General features: G+C 32.0%; 1 protein-coding gene and 1 rRNA gene. Both read left to right on the top strand.

Features of this window, described 5'->3' with window-relative positions; genetic code table 11:
- The first annotated feature begins 1 nt into the window (after nucleotide 1).
- A 5S ribosomal RNA gene (rrf, locus tag ATCC9714_RS16470) occupies nucleotides 2-118 on the top strand.
- 245 nt (nucleotides 119-363) lie between these two features.
- A partial coding sequence (locus tag ATCC9714_RS16465; protein ID WP_340140876.1) for a rubredoxin-like domain-containing protein occupies nucleotides 364-634 on the top strand: 271 nt, incomplete at its 3' end.

The following is a 634-nucleotide window of genomic DNA, read 5'->3' as shown; positions in this document are numbered from 1 at the left end:
ATGTGGTTATTATAGCAAAGAGGATACACCTGTTCCCATTCCGAACACAGAAGTTAAGCTCTTTAGCGCCGATGGTACTTGGTGGGAAGCCGCCTGGGAGAGTAGGACATAGCCACGTAATCTTTTTTTATTGTACAAAAACATATATTATACTTGTTAATAAGTATTATATTTGGGTAAATATAAATTCATAGGAAATCTAAAAAAATTAAAAAATTGTTATATTAAATAAAATTAAAACAATTTAAAAAATTATGTTTAGTCATAGGGCTAGCGGGTATATATATACTATCAAAAGTTAATAAATAATTGATGTGAATTAAATTTTAATTAATATAGATAAGGCTAAGGGAGGATTTTAATATGAAAAAATTTGTTTGTACAATATGTGGATATATACATGAAGGAGAAATGCCACCAGAGGTCTGTCCAGTGTGTAAAGCACCAGCTAGTAAGTTTGAAGAATTAAAAGGTGAAAGAATTTGGGCTGATGAACACAGAATAGGTGTAGCACAAGGAGTAGATCCAGAAATATTAGAAGGACTAAGAGCTAACTTTACAGGAGAATGTACAGAAGTAGGAATGTATTTAGCAATGAGTCGTCAAGCTGATAGAGAAGGATTCCCAGAAGTAG

The organism is Paraclostridium sordellii (genome assembly GCF_000953675.1).
Classification (GTDB): Bacteria; Bacillota; Clostridia; order Peptostreptococcales; family Peptostreptococcaceae; genus Paraclostridium; species Paraclostridium sordellii.
The sequence above is the reverse complement of the archived record's forward strand: the minus strand, read 5'-3'. Positions and strand labels throughout refer to the sequence as shown.